The organism is Micromonospora sp. WMMD737, from assembly GCF_049179055.1.
Lineage (GTDB): Bacteria > Actinomycetota > Actinomycetes > Mycobacteriales > Micromonosporaceae > Micromonospora > Micromonospora reichwaldensis.
Window position 1 is genome coordinate 5,306,217 of the sequence record NZ_JBMHMH010000001.1, and the last position, 17,188, is coordinate 5,323,404.

The 17,188-nt window shown below is 74.3% G+C and carries 22 protein-coding genes; 14 read left to right on the top strand and 8 right to left on the bottom strand.

The annotated features are described in order from the left end of the window. Window positions 1–468 carry a helix-turn-helix domain-containing protein gene (locus ACN27A_RS23480; RefSeq protein ID WP_421456846.1) on the bottom strand — a complete coding sequence of 156 codons (468 nt, stop codon included), beginning with the start codon at window positions 466–468 and terminating at the stop codon, window positions 1–3. Between the two features lie 149 nt (window positions 469–617). Between ACN27A_RS23480 and ACN27A_RS23485 the strand changes: the two genes are divergently transcribed. Next, a complete protein-coding gene (locus tag ACN27A_RS23485; RefSeq protein WP_421456847.1) occupies window positions 618–1,982 on the top strand; it encodes a benzoate/H(+) symporter BenE family transporter in 1,365 nt (454 codons plus the stop codon). On the opposite strand, the gene ACN27A_RS23490 is transcribed toward ACN27A_RS23485, so the two are convergent. The 4 genes from ACN27A_RS23490 to ACN27A_RS23505 all read right to left on the bottom strand — a co-directional run bounded on the left by ACN27A_RS23490 (window position 1,924) and on the right by ACN27A_RS23505 (window position 3,919). Continuing rightward, window positions 1,924–2,298 (bottom strand): hypothetical protein, encoded by a 375-nt coding sequence (locus tag ACN27A_RS23490; RefSeq protein WP_393168681.1) that lies wholly within the window; start codon window positions 2,296–2,298, stop codon window positions 1,924–1,926. The genes ACN27A_RS23485 and ACN27A_RS23490 overlap by 59 nt on opposite strands. A 106-nt stretch (window positions 2,299–2,404) precedes the next feature. Further along, window positions 2,405–2,641, bottom strand: a complete 237-nt coding sequence (locus ACN27A_RS23495; protein ID WP_421456848.1) for a hypothetical protein — start codon at window positions 2,639–2,641, stop codon at window positions 2,405–2,407. An 81-nt stretch (window positions 2,642–2,722) separates the two neighbouring features. After that, a complete protein-coding gene (gene mscL, locus ACN27A_RS23500; RefSeq protein WP_421456849.1) occupies window positions 2,723–3,196 on the bottom strand; it encodes a large conductance mechanosensitive channel protein MscL in 474 nt (157 codons plus the stop codon). Window positions 3,197–3,235: 39 nt separating this feature from the next. After that, window positions 3,236–3,919: a FadR/GntR family transcriptional regulator gene (locus tag ACN27A_RS23505; protein ID WP_421456850.1), complete on the bottom strand. Its 684-nt coding sequence runs from the start codon at window positions 3,917–3,919 to the stop codon at window positions 3,236–3,238. 50 nt (window positions 3,920–3,969) lie between these two features. Here ACN27A_RS23505 and ACN27A_RS23510 point away from each other — a divergent pair, with 50 nt between their 5' ends. Continuing rightward, window positions 3,970–5,298, top strand: coding sequence for an MFS transporter (locus ACN27A_RS23510; protein WP_421456851.1), 1,329 nt, complete (start codon window positions 3,970–3,972; stop codon window positions 5,296–5,298). A gap of 10 nt (window positions 5,299–5,308) precedes the next feature. On the opposite strand, the gene ACN27A_RS23515 is transcribed toward ACN27A_RS23510, so the two are convergent. After that, window positions 5,309–5,665: an STAS domain-containing protein gene (locus tag ACN27A_RS23515; RefSeq protein WP_092381119.1), complete on the bottom strand. Its 357-nt coding sequence runs from the start codon at window positions 5,663–5,665 to the stop codon at window positions 5,309–5,311. Between the two features lie 162 nt (window positions 5,666–5,827). Between ACN27A_RS23515 and ACN27A_RS23520 the strand changes: the two genes are divergently transcribed. The 10 genes from ACN27A_RS23520 to ACN27A_RS23565 all read left to right on the top strand — a co-directional run bounded on the left by ACN27A_RS23520 (window position 5,828) and on the right by ACN27A_RS23565 (window position 14,896). Then, window positions 5,828–6,685 (top strand): STAS domain-containing protein, encoded by an 858-nt coding sequence (locus tag ACN27A_RS23520; protein WP_421456852.1) that lies wholly within the window; start codon window positions 5,828–5,830, stop codon window positions 6,683–6,685. Beyond that, window positions 6,685–7,098 (top strand): STAS domain-containing protein, encoded by a 414-nt coding sequence (locus ACN27A_RS23525; RefSeq protein WP_421456853.1) that lies wholly within the window; start codon window positions 6,685–6,687, stop codon window positions 7,096–7,098. The genes ACN27A_RS23520 and ACN27A_RS23525 overlap by 1 nt, the downstream gene beginning before the upstream one ends. Then, entirely contained in the window at window positions 7,095–7,514 is a 420-nt protein-coding gene (locus tag ACN27A_RS23530; protein WP_421456854.1) for an ATP-binding protein, read from the top strand. The genes ACN27A_RS23525 and ACN27A_RS23530 overlap by 4 nt, the downstream gene beginning before the upstream one ends. Continuing rightward, entirely contained in the window at window positions 7,502–8,530 is a 1,029-nt protein-coding gene (locus ACN27A_RS23535) for a SpoIIE family protein phosphatase (RefSeq protein WP_421456855.1), read from the top strand. Before ACN27A_RS23530 ends, ACN27A_RS23535 begins: the two co-directional genes overlap by 13 nt. Before the next feature lie 29 nt (window positions 8,531–8,559). Next, complete coding sequence (locus ACN27A_RS23540; protein WP_421458573.1) at window positions 8,560–9,888, top strand: ATP-binding protein; 1,329 nt, start codon at window positions 8,560–8,562, stop codon at window positions 9,886–9,888. A 1-nt stretch (window position 9,889) separates the two neighbouring features. Continuing rightward, on the top strand, window positions 9,890–11,428 hold the full coding sequence (locus ACN27A_RS23545; RefSeq protein ID WP_421456856.1) for a SpoIIE family protein phosphatase: 1,539 nt from the start codon (window positions 9,890–9,892) through the stop codon (window positions 11,426–11,428). A 52-nt stretch (window positions 11,429–11,480) separates the two neighbouring features. Next, a complete protein-coding gene (locus tag ACN27A_RS23550; protein WP_421456857.1) occupies window positions 11,481–12,056 on the top strand; it encodes a TIGR03086 family metal-binding protein in 576 nt (191 codons plus the stop codon). A gap of 85 nt (window positions 12,057–12,141) precedes the next feature. Continuing rightward, a complete protein-coding gene (locus ACN27A_RS23555; protein WP_421458574.1) occupies window positions 12,142–12,678 on the top strand; it encodes a PadR family transcriptional regulator in 537 nt (178 codons plus the stop codon). After that, window positions 12,675–13,376, top strand: coding sequence for an ABC transporter ATP-binding protein (locus ACN27A_RS23560; RefSeq protein ID WP_421456858.1), 702 nt, complete (start codon window positions 12,675–12,677; stop codon window positions 13,374–13,376). The genes ACN27A_RS23555 and ACN27A_RS23560 overlap by 4 nt, the downstream gene beginning before the upstream one ends. Next, window positions 13,373–14,896, top strand: a complete 1,524-nt coding sequence (locus tag ACN27A_RS23565; protein WP_421456859.1) for an FtsX-like permease family protein — start codon at window positions 13,373–13,375, stop codon at window positions 14,894–14,896. Before ACN27A_RS23560 ends, ACN27A_RS23565 begins: the two co-directional genes overlap by 4 nt. A 24-nt stretch (window positions 14,897–14,920) precedes the next feature. Here ACN27A_RS23565 and ACN27A_RS23570 read toward each other — a convergent pair whose 3' ends face one another. Then, the gene (locus ACN27A_RS23570) at window positions 14,921–15,109 is read right to left on the bottom strand and encodes a hypothetical protein (RefSeq protein WP_132232240.1); all 189 of its coding nucleotides are present in this window, start codon (window positions 15,107–15,109) and stop codon (window positions 14,921–14,923) included. Between the two features lie 23 nt (window positions 15,110–15,132). Then, window positions 15,133–16,092: a helix-turn-helix transcriptional regulator gene (locus tag ACN27A_RS23575; protein WP_421456860.1), complete on the bottom strand. Its 960-nt coding sequence runs from the start codon at window positions 16,090–16,092 to the stop codon at window positions 15,133–15,135. A 61-nt stretch (window positions 16,093–16,153) separates the two neighbouring features. On the opposite strand from ACN27A_RS23575, the gene ACN27A_RS23580 reads away from it, so the two are divergent. After that, window positions 16,154–16,738, top strand: coding sequence for a DinB family protein (locus tag ACN27A_RS23580; protein WP_421456861.1), 585 nt, complete (start codon window positions 16,154–16,156; stop codon window positions 16,736–16,738). Between the two features lies 1 nt (window position 16,739). After that, window positions 16,740–17,177, top strand: a complete 438-nt coding sequence (locus ACN27A_RS23585) for a VOC family protein (RefSeq protein ID WP_421456862.1) — start codon at window positions 16,740–16,742, stop codon at window positions 17,175–17,177. Window positions 17,178–17,188: the final 11 nt, after the last annotated feature.

The window sequence follows — 17,188 nt, forward strand, 5'->3', positions numbered from 1 at the left end:
TCACCTGCGGGGGTAGCGGAGCAGGAGGCTGGCGGCGACCTCCTCGTCGCCGACGGCGGCGTACACGTGCGGCACGTCCGAGGTCCAGCGCAGGTGCCCGCCGGCGGCGGCGGTCAGCGGCGCGTCGACCGGGCCGGCGCGCAGCACGCCCGAGAAGACGGTGACGTGCTCGGTGACCCCCCTCTGATGCGCGGGGGAGAGCTGCTCCGGGCCGGGCGCGACCAGCATCCGGTACAGCTCGTAGGTGGCGTCGCTGTCCTCGAAGACCTCCAGCAGGATGGCGCTCACCGCGGCGCCACGGACGACCGGCCCGGCCGCCGGGCCGGAGAGCACGGCCGTCAGCGGCACGCCGAGCTGAGCGGTGATCGCGTAGAGCGTCTCCAGGGTCGGGTTGCGGGTGCCGTTCTCCAGGCCGGAGAGGGTCGCCTTGCCCACCCCGGCGAGCCGGGCGAGGGCGGACAGCGACATCCCGCGCTCCTCGCGCAGGGCGCGTACCCGGCGACCGACGGCCTCGGCGCCCGGATCGGGGGCCGATCGGTGGACTGGTGACGTCTGCGGCACCCCGCTATGGTGCTACAGGTTCTTGTTCCGTAAACGGAACGATCGGGGGAGGCGGGATGGCGGGACGGTCGCAACCGGTGCTGGCGGGTGTGGTGACCGCGCTGGTCGGGTTCGCCAGCTCGTTCACGGTGGTGCTGGCCGGCCTGCGGGCCGTCGGCGCCTCGGACGCCCAGGCCGCCTCGGGGCTGCTGGCGGTGTGCGTGGCCTCCGGGATCTCCGCCGTGTGGCTGGGCCTGCGGCACCGGATCCCGATGAGCGTCGCGTGGTCCACCCCGGGCGCGGCGTTGCTGGTCGCCACGGGCACGGTGCCCGGCGGCTGGCCTGTCGCCGTCGGGGCGTTCCTCGTCTCGGGTGCGCTGATCGTGGCCGCCGGGCTGTTCCCCGCCCTCGGGCGGGCCGTCGCGGCGATCCCCCGGCCGATCGCGGGCGCGATGCTCGCCGGGGTCCTGCTGCCGCTCTGCACCGCCCCCGTCCGCGCGCTGGTCGAGGTGCCCCGGCTGGCCGTCCCCGTGGTGCTGGCCTGGCTGCTGCTGCACCGGTTCGCCCGCCGGTGGGCGGTGCCGGGCGCGCTGGTCGTCGCGGTGGCGGCGATCGCGCTGACCACCCCGGTCTCCGGGCTCGGTGGCGCGCGGCTGCTGCCCGCGGTCGAGTTGACCGCGCCGGCCTGGAACGTCTCCGCGATGGTGGGCCTCGCGTTGCCGCTCTTCCTGGTCACCATGGCCGCGCAGAACGTACCGGGGATGGCGGTGCTGGTCGGCTACGGCTACCGGCCGCCCTTCGGCGCCGCGCTGCGCGCCACGGGACTCACCACCGTGCTCGCCGCGCCCGCCGGCGGGCACGCGGTCAACCTCGCCGCGATCACCGCCGCGCTGGCCGCCGGCCCGGACGCCCACCCCGACCCGGACCGCCGCTGGATCGCCTCGGTCACCGCCGGGACCGGGCTGGCCCTGCTGGGCCTGGGCGCCGGGGCGGCCACCGCGCTGGTCGCGCTCGCCCCGCCCGTACTGATCGAGGCGGTCGCCGGGCTGGCGCTGCTCGGCGCGCTGGCCACCGCGCTGACCTCGGCGCTGGCGGAACCGGCGGACCGGGAGGCCGCCGTGGTCACCTTCGTGGTCACCGCCTCCGGGGTGACCCTGCTCGGCGTGGGCGGCGCGTTCTGGGGCCTGGTCGCGGGCGGGGTGATGCTCCTGCTCTTCCGCCGCCGCTCCGGCGGGCCGACCGCGCCGGAGTCGACGTCCGCACCCGTCACGACGCCGTCGCCGGGTCCGGCGGTGGAACCCGTCACGACCGAGTCGCCGGGGCCGGCGGTGGAGCCTGCCACGAGCGGGTCGGCGGGGCCGACCGGGACCGGGCGGGTGGGGGTCACTCCTCGGGCGGCAGGTCGCGGGCCGGGACGTCGAGGCGTACCTGGTCGTCGGTGACGTCGGCGATCTGCTCGGCGAGCACGTAGACCGCGCCGGTGCGGACCAGGTCGGTGGAGACCTTCAGGTAGCCGCTGTGCAGCAGCCGGGCCGCCAGGTCGGCCGGTACGTCCGGCTCCTCCACGGCCGTCGACTCGATCAGCTCGTCCAGGCTGCTGCCGGGGTCGGCGGTCGGCGCCTGCACGGTCACCGCGTTGGGATCACCCCGCTGGACCAGGTCGACGGTGCCGAACTCGGTGCCGTCGACGTCGATCACCCGCATGCCCGTGGTGACCCGGGAAACTGTCGCCTGCCGCTCGGTGCCCTGCTGCTCCATCCCGGGGCGGTTCCCGGCCCCCGCTCCGGCTAAACCACCGTCGAGATCTTGGACAGTTGTCGCTCGGGCCGAACGCCAACTGTCCAAGATCTCGGGGCGGGGTTCCTCACCAGGCAGACGGGGGGCGGGGGGAGAGTTCGCGCCACGTGTCGGTGCCCTGGAGCAGCGCCCGGACCGTCTCCTCGGCCTCCTCGGCGGTGCCGTACTCGTAGAACCGGGAGACGCCCTCGGAACCGCCGGCGCGCTGCTCGACGTGCCACCGGTCGGCGTCCACCCGGAGGAAGACGTCGCGCCGGGCCAGCCGGCCCCATTTCCCGTTCCACCAGTGCTTCCGCTGCTCCATGGCGGGACTCTATCGAACAGGCGTACGAAAATGTGTGGCCCCTGCGGGATTCCCGCAGGGGCCGATGTGCGTGCGCCGGGTTCAGCGCCCGGTGGGCGGTTCCTCCCGGCGGCCGAGCACCTCGTCGAGCGCCCCGCGCCGCTGCCCGGGGGTGGTGTGGCCGGCGGCGACCAGGGCGTCGCGGATCTCGGTGAGCAGCCGGACCTCCTCGCTCGGCGCCTTCGGCGGCGGCTCCTCGCCCCGCTTGCGCCGCTCGGCCAGCTTGTTCATCGGGAAGACGACCATGAAGTAGAGCGCCGCCGCGGTGAGCAGGAAGGTGATCAGCGCGTTGACGAACGCCACCCAGTCGAACGGGATCTCGCGGAACGTCGGCGTCGAGCCGGTGAGACCGTTCTTGCTGCCGGTGAGCAGGGCGATGAGCACCCGGACCATCGGTTCCAGGAACGACTTGGTGAGCTGGGTGACCACGCCCGTGAACGCGGCGCCGATGACGACACCGACCGCCAGGTCGACGACGTTGCCGCGCATGATGAAGTCTTTGAAGCCCTTGAGCATCCGTACTCCCGAGGTGTCCGGTCTTCCGTCCGGCACAACCTATGCCCCGGGCGAGGGCTCCAGAAAAGCGCCGGCCTCGATCGCCGCGCGGCCCGGGTCGCCGGCCCGGATCGCCTCGACCAGCCGGGAGTGGTCGACGTAGCGGTCCGGCTCCAGCGCGCCGCCCATCGACTGGGCGATCGTGCTGTGCAGCGCGGCCCCGACCGAGGCGTACAGCTCGGCGAGCATGCCGTTGTGCGCCGCCGCGACCACGGCGGTGTGCAGCGCCGCGTCGGCCGCCACGAACTCGTCGAACCGGCCGTCGTGCCAGGCCGCCTCGCGGGCGGCGAGCGCGCCGTCCAGGGCCGCCAGGTCCTCGGTCGTACGCCGCAACGCGGCGAGCCGGGCGGCCTCCACCTCGAAGGCGCGGCGCACCTCGACCACCTCGGCCATCCGGTCGGCGGTGAGCCGGCGGGCCACCACCGGCGCCAGCTCGTCGGTCGACACCACGTACGTCCCGGAGCCCTGCCGGCACTCCAGCACCCCGGCGTGCACCAGCGCCCGCACCGCCTCGCGGACCGTGTTGCGGCCCACGCCGAGCGCCGCGACCAGCTGCGGCTCGGTGGGGATCCGCGCGCCGACCGGCCACTCGCCGCCGAGGATCCGCTCCCTGAGCTGGGCGATGGTCTGCCGCACCCGGTGGCCCCGGGGTGGCGCGGCGGCGGAATCAACCGACGGTGGCACTGGTTACAACACCTGCCCGGAATTCATCCCATGATTGTAGGTTCGGACGCATGACCCCGCCAACCACCGCCGCCGTCGACGCCGGAACCTCACCACGTTCCGGGCGGGAGACGGTCGCCGGGCCGGACGACGTGCCCGTGCCGGCGGATGCGACGGCTCCTGCCGCCGGTCCCACCCCCAAGCCGGCCGGACCGGTCGCCGGTGGCCTGCTCGTGCTCGTCGGCATGCTGCTCGTGGCGCTCAACCTGCGGGCCGCGATCACCAGCCTCGGCGCCCTGCTCGACGAGGTACGCGGCGGCCTGGCCCTCTCCGGGGCGCTGGCCGGGGTCGTGACCACCCTGCCCGCGGTGGCCTTCGCCGTCTTCGGGTCGCTCACCCCCCGGCTGGTCCGCCGGAACTCCCCGGCCCGGGTGCTGGTGGTGGCGATGCTGATCCTCGCCGCCGGGCAGCTCGTCCGGGTCGGCACGGACTCCGCGCTGGTCTTCATCGCCGGCAGCGCCCTCGCGCTGGCCGGGATCGCGGTGGCGAACGTCCTGCTCCCGCTGCTGGTCAAGCAGTACTTCCCGCACCGCGTCGGACTGGTCACCGGGGCGTACTCGATGACGTTGACGGTGGGGTCGACGGTGGCCGCCGCGGCGGCGGTGCCGGTGGCGCACCTCTTCGGCACCTGGCGGGCCGGGCTCGCCGTGTGGGCCGGGCTGGCCCTGGTGGCCGTACTCCCGTGGGTGCCGCTGGCGCTGCGGGCGCGCGCGGCCCGACGGGCGGCGACCCCGGCGGCGGTGGCGCCCCGTGCCCGCCGGATCCGGCCGGGGCGGAGCCGGCTCGGCTGGGCGATGGCGGTCTACTTCGGGACGCAGTCGCTGGGCGCCTACGCGATCATGGGCTGGCTGGCCCAGCTCTTCCGCGACGCCGGCTACCGGCCGCAGGACGCCGGCCTGCTGCTCGCCGGGGTGACGGCGCTGGGCGTGCCGATCGCCCTGCTGATGCCGACCCTGGCCGGGCGGCTGCGCACCCTGCACCCGCTGGTGCTGACGCTCTCCGCCGCGATGGCCCTCGCCTACGTCGGGATGGCCGTCGCGCCGCACGACGGGGCGCTGCTCTGGGTGGTGCTGCTCGCGATCGGGCAGAGCGCCTTCCCGATGATCCTGGCCACCATCGGGCTGCGGGCCCGGACCACCGAGGGGACGGTGGCGCTCTCCGCGTTCAGCCAGAGCGTCGGCTACCTCATCGCCGCGCTGGGGCCACTGCTGGTGGGCATCCTCTACGGGACGACCGGCGGGTGGACCGTCCCGATCGGGTTCCTGCTGGCGGCACTCGCCGTGCAGACCGGCGCGGGCATGGTGATCGCCCGTCCCCGACACATCGAGGACGAGGCGTGAGGGGGAACCGTCAGGAGGAGGCCGGCGTGGGATCGCCGGCCACGGCCTGGTCGACCGTCGGGTAGGTGTGCAGCACCTCGACGAGACCGCTCACCTCGAGGATGCGCAGCACGCCCCGCTGCGGGGCGGCCAGCCGTACCACGCCGCCCGCCTCGTCGCAGCTGTTCTTGGCCCGGACGAACACCGACAGCCCCGTGGAGTCGCAGAACGAGACGTTCGCCAGGTCGAAGACGAGCCGGCTGCGGCCCTTGTCGAGCAGGTCGGTGATCTGGTCCTGGAGCTGCGGTGCGGTCGCCATGTCCAGCTCGCCCGCGACCGATACGACGACCACGTCGCCGCGTTGTTCCGTGTGCACCGTCAAGGACATTCGCCAGACCTCCTGTTATCGGGGAAACGGTATCCCACGATCGGGGTGGTACGCAGAACGGGATGCGGTATCCGGTGGCCGTCCTCGTTCGTTTGCCCTGCGACAAGTAGCGCTCCGACCCCCGGTGATAGAGTCCGCCGTCGAGGTCGAAGGGGGTTCACCATGGCGTTGAGCGCCGAGGAAAGCAGCCGGCTGGCCGGTCTGCTGACCGGTCATGCCGATCGGATCATGCAGCGCTGGACGGAGATTGTCGCCGGGTCCCTGCGCGGGCGGCTCAGCCAGGGCGAGCTGCGCCGGCAGCTGCAGGAGCTGCACTCTAGCATGATCACTGCCAGTGAGCAGGGTGCCGTCGACCTCGACTCCGAACAGGCCACCGAGCTGCGCGCCGTGCTCTCGGAGCTGTCCCGGGGACGCGCCCGGCAGGGCTTCTCCGCCTCCGAGACCGCGATCAGCGTGTTCTCGCTGAAGGAGGTGCTGCTGGAGCTGCTGGAGGCGGACGGCGGCGCTCAGACGCTGCGCGACTACGTCGCCTTCTCCGGGCTGATCGACCAGATGGGCCTCTTCACCTTCGAGAGCTTCGTACGCACCCGCGAGAGCCTCATCGCCGACCAGGCGGAGCAACTGCTGGAGCTGTCCACCCCGGTGGTGAAGCTCTGGGAGGGCGTGGTCGCCGTGCCGCTGGTCGGCACCCTCGACTCGGCCCGGGCCCAGGTGGTGATGGAGCGGCTGCTCCAGACCCTGGTCGACACCGGCTCGCCCTACGCGATCATCGACATCACCGGCGTACCGGCGGTGGACACCCAGGTCGCCCAGCACATCCTCAAGACCGTGGTGGCCGCCCGGCTGATGGGCGCCGACTGCATCATCTCCGGCATCCGGCCGCAGATCGCCCAGACCATCGTGGCCCTCGGCATCGAGTTCGGCGACATCGCCACCAAGGCCAGCCTCGCCGACGCGCTGCGGCACGTGCTCCGGCTCACCGGGGTCGAGACCGGCCGCCGCCAGCGCCGGGAGGCCTGATGGAACGGGTGCCGATCCTCAAGATCGGCGACATCCTGCTGGTCTCCATCCAGGTCGACATGTCCGACCAGACGGCCGTCCAGCTCCAGGAGGACCTCGCGGAGCGGATCGTCGCCACCGGTTGCCACGGCGTGATCATCGACATCACCGCCCTGGACATCGTCGACTCCTTCGTCGGGCGGATGCTGTCGACCATCGCGTCGATCTCCAAGGTGCTCGACGCGGAGACGGTCGTGGTCGGGATGCGTCCCGCCGTCGCCATCACCCTTGTCGAGCTGGGCCTGTCGCTCAACGGCATCCGGACGGCCCTCAACGTCGAGCGGGGCATGGAGCTGATCGCGGCGGCCCACGCCGACGAGCACGAGCTCGCGTTCGACGACGAACCGGACCCCGAGACGACGGCGTTGTCATGACCACCGGAGTCGACCTGGGCCAGCCGCAGGCGCAGGCGATCCGCAGCGACGAGGACGTGGTACGCGTCCGGCAGTTGGTGCGTACGGTGTCGGTGGCGGTCAAGCTCTCGCTCGTCGACCAGACCAAGGTCGTCACCGCGGCGAGCGAGCTGGCCCGCAACACCCTGGTGTACGGCGGCGGCGGCTCGGTCGAGGTGGTCACGGTGGACAACGGCCGGCGGCGGGGCGTGCGGATCGTCTTCGCCGACTCCGGCCCGGGCATCGCCGACCTCGACCTGGCGCTGACCGACGGCTACACCACCGGCGGCGGCCTCGGCCTCGGGCTCAGCGGCGCCCGCCGGCTGGTCGACGAGTTCGACATCCAGACCGCCCCGGGTGAGGGAACCCGGATCACGGTCACCAAATGGGCCCGGTGAACGACGACGCGGTCTCCGACCGCGGAGTCTGGTACCGGGTCGAGAGCGGCAGCGCGGCGAGCACGGCGCGTCGGGCCGCCGAACGGCTCGGCGCCCAGCTCGCCCTGGGCGACGCCCGCATCGCCGACCTGTCCATCGTCGCCGCCGAGCTGACCAGCAACCTCATCAAACACGCCGACGACGGCGTTCTGCTGCTGCGGCCGGTGCGGCGCGACGGGGATGCCGGCGTGGAGTTGGTCGCCCTCGACTCCGGGCCGGGAATGGCCGACCTCACCGCCTCCGTCGAGGACGGGCACTCCACCGTCGGGACGCTCGGCATCGGCCTCGGCGCGATCGTCCGACAGGCGAGCTGGTTCGACGGCTACTCCCGGCCGCCGCGCGGCACCGTCCTCGCCGTCCAGGTCTGGCCCAAGCCCGACGGCGGGCGCGAGCGGCCCTGGGTCGGCGCGCTCAGCCGGCCGATACCCGGGGAGTCGGTCAGCGGCGACGGGTACGCCTGGCGGATCGCCGAGGGCCGGCGCCAGGTGCTGGTCTGCGACGGCCTGGGACACGGCCCGCTCGCCTCCGCCGCCTCCGACGCCGCGCTCGACGCGTTCCGCAAGGCGCCGGCGGGAACCCCGTCGGCGGTCGTCGCGCACCTGCACCGCTCGATGTCGCACACCCGGGGCGCGGCGCTCGCCGTGGCCGAGCCGGACCCGTCGGCCGGGGTGCTGCGCTACTCGGGGCTGGGCAACATCGCCGCCGTCGTGATCGGCGGCGACGGCAAGCGGCGGGGCCTGGTCTCGCTGCCCGGCATCGCCGGGCACCAGCGACCCTCGGTCCGGGAGTACGACTACCCCTTCGACGCCGACGCCCTGCTGGTCATGCACAGTGACGGGGTGGTCGACCGCTGGCAGCTCGCCGACTATCCCGGTCTCGCCGACCGGTCGCCCCTCGTGGTGGCCGCGACGGTGCTGCGTGACGCCGGCACGCGCCGCGACGACGCCTGCGTCCTGGCCGCCCGGGCCTGGTCGTGACCGGGTCCGCCGGGGCGCCGCTGCTGACGATGGCGCTGCGGGTCGAACACGACATCTTCGTCCTCCGGCAGCGGGGCCGTGAGGTCGCCGCCGCGGTGGGCCTGGAGCACCAGGACCAGGTACGCATCGCCACGGCGCTCAGCGAGGTCGCCCGCGACCTGCTGCACTCGGTCGGCGGGGCGGAGGTGGCGTTCGTCCTCGTCCACGACGCCGTCGACGGCAGGCGGCACCTGCGGGTGGACCTCGTCCCGGTGCGTCCGCTGCCCGAGGGGCGCTACGAGCCGCAGTCCGGTGCGGTGGCGCGGTTGGTGGACAAGTTGGGCGTGGTGACACGCGAGGGGGATACGGTCGTGAGGATGTCCCGACGTGTCCCGGTCACCGCAGAGGTGCTGACCCCCGAGCGTCTCGCCGAGCTGCGGTCCGAGCTCGACCGGAACGCCCCGGGCAGCGCCCTGGACGAGCTGGCCGCCCAGAACGCCCAGCTCATCGCCGCCCTCGACGAGGTGCGCAGCCAGCGCGACGAGCTGGCCGTCCTGAACGAGGAGCTGGCCGAGACCAACCGGGGGGTGATGGCGCTCTACAACCAGCTCACCGAGGAGCTGGAGGAGACCAACCGGGGCGTGGTGGCCCTCTACGCCGAGCTGGACGAGAAGTCCGCGCAGCTGCGCGCGGCCAGCGAGTCGAAGAGCCGGTTCCTGGCGAACGTCAGCCACGAGCTGCGGGCCCCGGTCACCGCGATCATCGGCCTGGGCCGGCTGCTGGGCGACTCCGCCTCCGACCCGCTCACCGCCGAGCAGGCCCGCCAGGTCGGGCTGATCCGCTCCTCGGCGGGTGACCTCCTCACGCTGGTCAACGAGCTGCTGGACCTGGCCAAGGCCGAGTCGGGCCGGATCGAGCCCGACTGGGCCGAGGTCGACCTGCGGCCGGTCTTCGGCCAGTTGCGCGGCACGCTGCGGGCCCTCGCCATCCGGCCGGACGTGGAGCTGGTGGTGGAGGAGCCGCCCGTCCCGGCGACGCTGCGTACGGACGAGGTGCTGCTCGCCCAGGTCCTGCGCAACCTGCTGCACAACGGGCTCAAGTTCACCGAGCGCGGCGAGGTCCGGCTGCGGGCGGAGCGGCAGGACGAGCGCTGGTCGCTCGTCGTCTCCGACAGCGGCGCGGGCATCCCCCCGGAGTTGCAGGAGCGGATCTTCGAGGAGTTCTACCAGGTGCCCGGTGCGACCCGGGTCGGCGGAACGGGCCTCGGTCTGCCGTACGCGCGTCGGCTGGTGACCCTGCTCGGCGGCAGCCTCGTGGTGTCCAGCGAGCCGGGCCGGGGCAGCACGTTCACCGTCACCCTGCCCGTGGGCGGAGCGTGACGTGGAGGGCGGTCCGGCGACGGTACTGGTGGTCGACGACAGCCCCACCAAGCGCTATCTGCTGGTGAGCTGGCTGTCCCGGGCGGGCTTCGGGGTGCTGGAGGCCGAGAACGGCGCCGAGGCGCTGGCCCGGGTCGGGGTGGATCCGATCGACCTCGTGGTGCTCGACGTGCGGCTGCCCGACCTGAACGGCTTCGAGGTCTGCGAGCGGATCAAGGCGGCGCACCCGGCGATGCCGGTGATCCACGTGTCCGCGCACGCGGTGGACGTGGTGGACCGGGCGCAGGGGCTGACCCGGGGTGCGGACGCGTACCTGGCGGAGCCGATCGAGCCGGAGGAACTGGTCGCCACCTCCCACGCGGTGCTGCGCTACTACCGGGCCCGGCAGCGCGCGGAACTGCTCGCCGAACGGCTCCTCGGCCTGGCCGACACCACCATGGCGGTGCACTCCGCGCCGAACTTCGCGCGGCTGCTGGAGGCGGCGGCGGCCGGCGCCGCGCGGATCTTCAGGAGCCCGGCCGCCGTGGTCGCCGAGACGTTCGACGGCGACTGCCTCGCGGGGATCGCGGACGGGCCCGACAGCACGGCCACGATCGTCGGGTGGATCGTCGACGACACCGGGGTGCCGACCGGGACGACGGTCCGGGTGGACGATCCGGCCGCCTGGGGCCTGGTCGGGTGGCCGGCGGACGACACGGTCACGGTGGCCGCCACCCGGCTGCGCGAGGACCGGGCGCCGCTCTACGTCGTCGTGCCCACCGCCACGCAGACCGCCCACACCCCCGTGCTGCGGCAGCTCGCCCAGGCCGTGGCGGCGGCCGTGGAGGCGCAGCGCTCCTTCGACGAGGAGCACCGCATCGCGGTCACCCTCCAGCGCAGCCTGCTGCCGCGCCGGATACCGCAGGTCAACGGGCTCGACCTGGCCGTGCGCTACGAGCCGGCGAGCGCGCAGACCGAGGTGGGGGGCGACTTCTACGAGCTGGTGATGCTCGACGGCCACCTGCTGCTGGCGATCGGCGACGTGGCCGGTCACTCGCTGCACGCCGCGACGGTGATGGCCGAGCTGCGGCACGCGGTGCGGGCGTACGCGGTGGAGGGGCACCAGCCGGGCGAGATCCTGCACCGGGTCAACGAACTCATGCGCACCCTGCTCCCCGACGAGCTGGCCACGATCTGCGTGCTGCTGCTGCACCCGCCCAGCGGCCGGGTGCGGCTGGCCAGCGCCGGGCACCTGCCGCCGGCGCTCAGCCTCGACGGCAAGGTGGAGTTCGTGCAGCACTCGGCCCCGCTGCTCGGCGTCCGCGCGCCCCGGCCGCCCGACCTGGAGTTCGTGCTGCCGGCCGGGGCGACGCTGGTGTTCTACACCGACGGGCTGATCGAGCGGCGGGACACCACCATCGACGACGGGCTGGCCGCCCTGGCCGTGGCCGCGACCCGGGTCGACGACGACCTGGACCGGTTCTGCGAACGGCTCCTGGTCGAGCTGGCTCCGCCGGAGATCCACGACGACGTCGCCGTGGTGGCCCTCCGCCGCAACTGAGCCGGCCCCGCGCGGGGCGGCGACGGCGGGGCCACCCTCGTACCCTGAGCGCATGGCCACGAAGACTGGTGATCTGCTCGCAGCCGCGGCACCCCGTGCCGTCGCGGTGGTCCGGGGCGTCTCGGACGACCAACTGGACCTGCCGACCCCGTGCAGCGACTACGCCGTGCGCGACCTGCTCAACCACCTCTACGACGTGGTGGTCAACTTCCAGGTCCTCGCCGGCAGGGGGCAACCGGAGTGGGCGGAGAAGCCCGACCACCTGGCCGAGGGCTGGCGGGACCGGTTCGAGGCGGAGACCGCGAAACTGGTCGAGGCGTGGTCGGACCCGGCCGCGCTGGAGGGCGTCTCGCCCGGGATGGGGCTGCCGCAGGAGACGGTCGGCACCATGGTGCTGCTCGACCTGACGGTGCACGCCTGGGACCTGGCCGTCGCCACCGGGCAGCCGTACCGCCCCGCGCCGGAGGCGCTGCCCCCGCTGTACGCCCTGTGCGAGCAGATGGGGCCGGCGGCCCGGAAGCAGGGCGTCTTCGCGGAGCCGGTGGGGACGTCGTCGTCGGACGCCCCGGAGATCGACCGTCTGCTCGCCCTGACCGGCCGGGACCCGGGCTGGTCGGCGGGCGCCTGAGCTCGAAGCGCCACCAGGCCCGCGCGGCACCCCCGCCGCGCGGGCCTCCTTGACAGTCACTATTCACCGGGTGAATAGTGACGCGGTGTCCACCCCGCACGTGTTGCTGGGCCTGCTGGCCGCCGGCAACCGGCACGGCTACGAGCTGAAGCGCGCCCACGACGAGCGCCTGCCCCGCGCCAAGCCGCTGGCCTTCGGGCAGGTCTACTCGACCCTCGGCCGGTTGCAGCGGGACGGCCTGGTGGCACCCGCCGGGCAGGAACGCGAGGGCGGTCCCGACCGCACCGCGTACTCGCTGACCGCCGACGGCCGGGCCGCCCTCCAGCGGTGGCTCGCCGAGGTCGAGCCACCGATGCCGTACGTCGCCAGCACGCTCTTCACCAAGGTGGTCGTGGCGCTGCTGGTGGGCGATGCGGACCGGGCCCGGGCCTACCTCGTCGCCCAGCGGCAGGCCCACACCGAGCGACTGCGCGAGCTGACCGCGGTGAAGACGGCGCCCTCGGCCAGCCTCGACGACATCGTCGCGGCCGACTTCGCCATCGCCCATCTCGACGCCGACCTGCGGTGGTTGCAGACCACCCTGGGCCGCGTCGCCGACTGGCACCGGGAGGTGCACTCGTGACGCAACTTCAGGCTCGCGGCGTGGTCAAGGCCTACGGGCGGACACCCGCGCTGCGCGGCGTCACCGTCGACGTCGCCGAGGGGGAGATCGTCGCCGTCACCGGCCCGAGCGGCTGCGGCAAGTCCACCCTCCTGCACTGCCTCGCCGGCATCCTGCGCCCCGACACCGGCGAGGTGAGCTGGAACGGACACCGGATCGACACCTGGTCCGAGGCGGCACGGTCCAGGCTGCGGCGCACCGAGTTCGGGGTGCTCCTCCAGTTCGGCCAGCTCGTCGCCGAGTTGACCGCCGCCGAGAACGTCGCCCTCCCGCTGCTCCTCGCCGGCACCCGGCGACGGGAGGCGCGGACGGCGGCGCTGTCCTGGATGGAGCGGCTCGGCGTGGCGGAGCTGGCCGACGTCCGGCCGGGCGAGATGTCCGGCGGGCAGCAGCAGCGCTGCGCGATGGCGCGGGCCCTGGTCACCGAGCCCCGGGTGCTCTTCGCCGACGAGCCGACCGGTGCGCTGGACACACTCGCCGGTGAGCAGGTGCTCGTGCAACTGGTCCGGCTCGCCCGCGAGCAGAAGACCACGGTCGTCCTGGTCACCCACGAGCCGCAGATCGCCGCGTACGCCGACCGCGAGGTCATCCTCCGCGACGGCATGGTCGACCAGACCGGGCTCGGCCTCGACACCCCGCTGCCGGGCAGCCGCCGGTGAGGCCGTCGACGCTGGTACGCCTCGCCCTGGCCGGCACCCGCACCGACACCGTCCGGGTGGTGCTGACCGCGCTCAGCGCCGCCCTGGCCACCCTCGCCGCCCTGGCCGCGCTCACCGTGCTGGCCATTCCCACCCCGCCCGCCACCGCCGACAACGGCAACCGCTGGTCCCACCAGTACGCCAACCAGCTGCTCGTCGAGCCGGGGCTGCGGGGCGGCACCGCCTTCGCCCTGCTGCTGCTGTTGATTCCCGTCTTGGCGCTGGCCGGGCAGTGCGCCCGGCTCGGTGCCCCGGCGCGGGACCGCCGGCTGGCCGCGTTCCGGCTCGCGGGCGCCACCCCGGGCCAGGTGACCCGGATCGCCGTGCTGGAGGCCGGCCTGGCGAGCCTGCTCGGCACCCTGGCCGGCGCGTCGGTCCACTTCGTCGGCCGGGAGCTGCTCGACCGGCCGGACGCGCAGGGACGCCTCGCGCTCCCCACCGACGTGCTGCCCGCCCCGGGCGCGCTGGTGGCGGTGCTGGCGGGGCTGCCGGTCGTGGCGGCACTGGCCACCGCGCTGATGCTGCGCCGGGTGAGCACCACCCCGTTCGGCGTGCTGCGTACGCACCGCCGGGAACGCGGCCCCCGACCCTGGGCGGGCGTCCTCATCGGCGCCGGGCTGGCCGCCTTCGTCGCCGTCGAACCGGTCACCCGCCTCTACGACCGGCGCGCCACCGACCCGCCGTCGTGGCTGGTGCCGGCGCTGCTGGTCAGTGGCGGGCTGGCAGCGATGATCGGGGTGGTCGTCGGCACCGGCTGGATCTCCTGGACGGCCGGGCGGATGCTGCACCGCTACGCCCGGGGGCCGGCCGCGTTGCTCGCCGCCCGCCGGTTGACGGCCGACCCGTGGGCGGGCAGCCGCACCTTCGCCGCACTGCTGGCGGCGGTGCTCCTCGGCGCGGGCGCGGCCGGGCTGCGGGAGTACTTCGTCGCGGCGGGCGAGCTGAGCCGGCGGACCGGCGGCGGACTGGCCGGCGACGACGGCTTCTACCTGCGGACCATGGACCTGGTGGACCTGGCGGTGGCGGTGGCCATGCTGGTCGCCGCCGGTGGGCTGGTCGTCGCGATGGTGGAGGGGATCACCGCCCGGCGGCGCGCCTACGCGGCCCTGGTGGCCACCGGGGTGCCCCGGCCCACGCTCGGCCGGTCCATCGCCTGGCAGTCGCTGACGCCCGCCGTGCCGGCGGTGGCCGTCGCGCTCGCCGTGGGCCTGCTGCTGGCCCGGGGGCTCTTCCGCACGCCGACCGCAGAGCACTACGACGAGGTCTGCGACGCCACCGCGCAGCTCTGCGCCGACCCCGCCACCCGGGCGCGCCACACCCGGGTCGTGGCGATGCCGGACGTGACCGTGCCGCCCGACGTACCGCTGGAACAGCTGGCCCTGCTCGGGGCCGGCGCCCTGGCGGGGGTGCTGGCGACGGTCGGCGTCGGCCTGCTCTTCCTGCGCGCGAGCACGGCGGTCGAGGAACTGCGGGTGACCTGAGCCGGGGGAGGGCCCCGTGCCGCGTCAGGCGGCGAACAGGCCGGCCGAGAGCGCGAGCAGCGTCCCGGCGGCGGCGGAACAGCAGCACACCAGCAGGAACGCGACCACCGCGAGGATCGCCCAGACGCGCCGGTCGCGCGCCGCCGCCCGCCACCCCGACGCCGGTACGCCCCCGGTCGGCTCGTCGTCGTCCACTTCGCCGGCCCCGGTCACCCGGGCAGTCTAGGCGCTGCGGGTCAGCCGGTGCCGGCCATCGCCGCGAGGCGGCGGGCGAGCAGGACGACGGACTCCCGCAGCTCCGGAGGCTCCAGCACCTCCGCCTCGAAGCCCAGCCGGGCCGCGTGCATGGCCAGCCAGTCCAGGTCGTCCCCGCCGATGGCGAGCACGCACCACCCGTCGCGATCGTCCTCGACGCGCCCCACCTGGGGCGGCACCAGCTTCCGCACCTGGTCGGGGTGGGCGCGCACCCGCACCCGGGCGAGATGGCGGTACGGCGCCCCGGTCACGGACCGCTGCACGTAGGCGACCGGATCCGGATGCTCCCTGGCCTGGAAGCGCCAGGTCGTCGCCGCCACCTCGCACATCCGGTCCAGCCGGAAGGTGCGCCAGTCGGCGCGGTCGACGTCCCAGGCCATGAGGTACCAGCGGCGGCCGGTCGTGACCATCCGCACCGGCTCGACCGTCCGCTCGTGCTCCCCGCCGTCGCGGCCGGCGTACCGGAACCGGACCCGTACGGCGTCGCGGCAGGCCCGCGCGAGCGTCACCAGCAGCTCCCCGTCGATCTCGACCCCGGGGCCGACGAGGGTCGCGGTGGCGCCGTGCACCGCCCGCACCTCGGCGCGCAGCCGGGCCGGCATCACCTGGTCGAGCTTCGTGAGGGCCCGCAGGGCCGCCTCGCCCGCCCCGGCGACCGTGCCTCCCGACGCCAACCGCAGGGAGACCGCCGTCGCGATCGCCTCCTCGTCGTCGAGGAGCAGCGGCGGTAGCCGGGTGCCCGCGCCGAGCTGGTAGCCGCCGCCGACGCCCGCCGTCGCGTGCACGGGGTAGCCGATCGCGCGCAGCCGCTCCACGTCGCGGCGTACGCAGCGGTCGGTGACCCCCAGCTCGGCGGCCAGCTCGGTGGCGGTCCAGGACGGCCGCCGCTGCAACAGCGCCAGCAGGCGCAGCACCCGCTCGGTCGTCGCCTCCACAGTCACCCGCTCATCGTTGCACGGATAACGGAACGATCCTGTCCGCTATCTACGGGAGGCTGGGGCCATGACCGACCAGACCTGGAACCCCCTTCTCCGTGACCAGCTCGCCTGGCACTGGGCCAACCAGTTGCGCGACCGCCTCGACGGGCTCACCGACGACGAGTACTTCTGGGAGCCGGTGGGCGGCTGCTGGAACGTGCGCCCGCGCGGCACCGGTACCGCGCCGGTGCAGGCGGGGGCCGGCGCGATGACCATCGACTTCGCGATGCCGACACCCGACCCGGCACCGTTCACGACGATCGCCTGGCGACTCGGGCACGTGATCGTCGGCGTGCTCGCGATGCGCAACGCCACGCACTTCGGTCGCGTGCCCACCGACTACGAGTCGTTCGAGTACGCCGCGACCGCGACCGAGGCGCTCGACCAACTCGGCACGGAGTATGCCGCGTGGCAGGCCGGGGTCGAGTCCCTCGGCGAGAGCGGCCTCGCCCGGCGCTGCGGGGAGGCCGAGGGGCCGTACGCCGAGCGTTCCCTGGCGGAGCTGGTGCTGCACGTCAACCGCGAGATGATCCACCATCTGTCCGAAGTGTGCCTGCTGCGCGACCTCCACCTGCACACTCATGGGCAGACCCGACAGGAGGCGAACTGAGATGGCACGCGACGTCCAGATCACTTTCGACTGCGCCGACCCGGCCGGGCTGGCGGCGTTCTGGGCCGATGTCCTCGGCTACCGGTTGCAGGCCCCGCCCGGAGGCTTCGAGACGTGGGAGCAGGCACTGGAGGCGATGGGCGTGCCACCCGGGAACCGCAACGACGCCTCGGGGCTGGTCGACCCCGAGGGCTCCCGGCCACGGCTGTTCTTCCAACGGGTGCCGGAGGGAAAGCAGGCCAAGAACCGCGTACACCTCGACGTGCGGGCCGCCCCCGGGCTCGAGGGTGACGCGCGGATGGCGGCCCTGGAGGCGGAGGCCGAGCGGCTCGTGTCCCTGGGCGCCACCCGGCTGCGGCGCCACGAGCCCGAGCCACCGCTCGGTGCCGGCCACATCGTGATGGCGGATCCCGAGGGCAACGAGTTCTGCCTCGACTGACCGGCCGCGCC

Coding starts and splice junctions, on each gene's coding strand:
- ACN27A_RS23535 (WP_421456855.1), top strand. CDS start 7,502: ATGGGCCCGGTGAACGACGACGCGGTCTCCGACCGCGGAGTCTGGTAC.
- ACN27A_RS23510 (WP_421456851.1), top strand. CDS start 3,970: ATGACCCCGCCAACCACCGCCGCCGTCGACGCCGGAACCTCACCACGT.
- ACN27A_RS23585 (WP_421456862.1), top strand. CDS start 16,740: ATGGCACGCGACGTCCAGATCACTTTCGACTGCGCCGACCCGGCCGGG.
- ACN27A_RS23485 (WP_421456847.1), top strand. CDS start 618: ATGGCGGGACGGTCGCAACCGGTGCTGGCGGGTGTGGTGACCGCGCTG.
- ACN27A_RS23520 (WP_421456852.1), top strand. CDS start 5,828: ATGGCGTTGAGCGCCGAGGAAAGCAGCCGGCTGGCCGGTCTGCTGACC.
- ACN27A_RS23540 (WP_421458573.1), top strand. CDS start 8,560: ATGGCGCTGCGGGTCGAACACGACATCTTCGTCCTCCGGCAGCGGGGC.
- ACN27A_RS23525 (WP_421456853.1), top strand. CDS start 6,685: ATGGAACGGGTGCCGATCCTCAAGATCGGCGACATCCTGCTGGTCTCC.
- ACN27A_RS23515 (WP_092381119.1), bottom strand. CDS start 5,665: ATGTCCTTGACGGTGCACACGGAACAACGCGGCGACGTGGTCGTCGTA.
- ACN27A_RS23495 (WP_421456848.1), bottom strand. CDS start 2,641: ATGGAGCAGCGGAAGCACTGGTGGAACGGGAAATGGGGCCGGCTGGCC.
- ACN27A_RS23490 (WP_393168681.1), bottom strand. CDS start 2,298: ATGGAGCAGCAGGGCACCGAGCGGCAGGCGACAGTTTCCCGGGTCACC.
- ACN27A_RS23530 (WP_421456854.1), top strand. CDS start 7,095: ATGACCACCGGAGTCGACCTGGGCCAGCCGCAGGCGCAGGCGATCCGC.
- mscL (WP_421456849.1), bottom strand. CDS start 3,196: ATGCTCAAGGGCTTCAAAGACTTCATCATGCGCGGCAACGTCGTCGAC.
- ACN27A_RS23580 (WP_421456861.1), top strand. CDS start 16,154: ATGACCGACCAGACCTGGAACCCCCTTCTCCGTGACCAGCTCGCCTGG.
- ACN27A_RS23480 (WP_421456846.1), bottom strand. CDS start 468: ATGTCGCTGTCCGCCCTCGCCCGGCTCGCCGGGGTGGGCAAGGCGACC.
- ACN27A_RS23550 (WP_421456857.1), top strand. CDS start 11,481: ATGGCCACGAAGACTGGTGATCTGCTCGCAGCCGCGGCACCCCGTGCC.